Here is a 1,340-nt window from a genome sequence, read left to right as displayed (position 1 = left end):
TCGCGAAACAAGCGGATATATTGGAGTATCTCAGTGCGGGCCATATCTGAACTCGCCGAGTTCGTTAGCAGCTACCCAGGAAGTGCACTGCCTGCGGCGACACGGCGTACAATCTCGTTGCTCATATTAGACCTTATCGGTGCCACGGCTGCGGGCCTGCGATCGCCATTAGCTGATGCTGCCAGAAAATCGGCACTGGAAGCCTATGGCGAAGGCCCGATCAGCATTTGGTTGACTGAAAATCCTTCTAGTGTGGTCGGCGCCGCGATGGCCAACAGCGCTGCGGCAAGCGCGCTGGACATCGATGACGGTCATCGCGGCGCAGCAGGCCACGCTGGTGCCGGCGTTATTCCCGCCGCCTTGGCAGTGGCTCAGGCTGTTGATTCGTCTGTGGCCGAGACGATGGTTGCAATTGCGCTCGGATACGAAATCGGTCTGCGAATCGCGAGCTCTCGTCCGGTTGCGGCAATCGATACGTATGCGACTGGACGCTGGGTCGGCTACGGGGCTGCGGCTGCAGCTAGCCGTCTCTTGGGTTTGAGTGCCACGGAAACCGCTCATGCGTTAGGTATTGCCGGATCCGAAGGACCAATCGTCTTCTTAACCGCAAACTCCAAATTCGAGGGCAGCACGATCAAGGAAGGGATTCCCCCTGCCGTGGTTGCAGGTATCACCGCCGCCTATCGCGCACGGGCAGCCGCAACCGGACCTCTTGACCTTCTCGATGACGACGACCGTTTCACCCGCCATGTCCTGACAAGCAATCTTGGGTCGTCGTGGGAAGTTGAAAAATGCTATCTTAAGCCATATGCATGCTGCCGCTACATCCACGCAGCTATCGATGCGATACTTGCGATGCGTCGCGATGGGCAAGATATCCGCAAGCTGCGGATCGAAACTTTCCCACAAGCGATGCGCCTTGCAAACGAGCGCGCCCCCAGCACCTTGGAGGGGGCTCAATACAGCTTCTATTTTAGTTGCGCACTGGCCGCTTTGTACGGGCGGGAAGCCCTACAGCCTGTTCAACCTGAACGTCTCACTGACGTACGCGTCATTGAGTTGGCCGGACGTATTGAGCTTGAAGCGTCCTCCGATTTCGCTTCGGCGTTTCCAGCCGAAACGCCAGCCCGCGTTGTCATGGATCAAGGAAAAGGGCAGGAAGAAATGATTGTACGACACCCCCTTGGAGATGTCCTACGCCCTTTATCGACCGATCAGATCTGGGAGAAATTCAAGGGCCTCAGCAGAGAGAACGTTCACCCGCGGTGGCAGGACGAGATCCTCTCGGCAATAGGCAACCTCGAAACGGCAGGCCTTGGGCCCCTTCTGGATGCCCTCTC

The 1,340-nt window shown here is 57.8% G+C and carries 1 protein-coding gene; it reads left to right on the top strand.

The features are described from left to right. Nucleotides 1–33 precede the first annotated feature (33 nt). The coding region (locus tag EN846_RS33515) for an MmgE/PrpD family protein (RefSeq protein WP_135899136.1) at nt 34–1,340 on the top strand (1,307 nt) is incomplete at its 3' end.

Origin of the sequence: Mesorhizobium sp. M4B.F.Ca.ET.203.01.1.1 (genome assembly GCF_004791025.1) — a bacterium.
GTDB lineage: Bacteria > Pseudomonadota > Alphaproteobacteria > Rhizobiales > Rhizobiaceae > Mesorhizobium > Mesorhizobium abyssinicae.
Note: the sequence above shows the minus strand (reverse complement) of the source record. Positions and strands in the feature narration are given on the sequence as shown.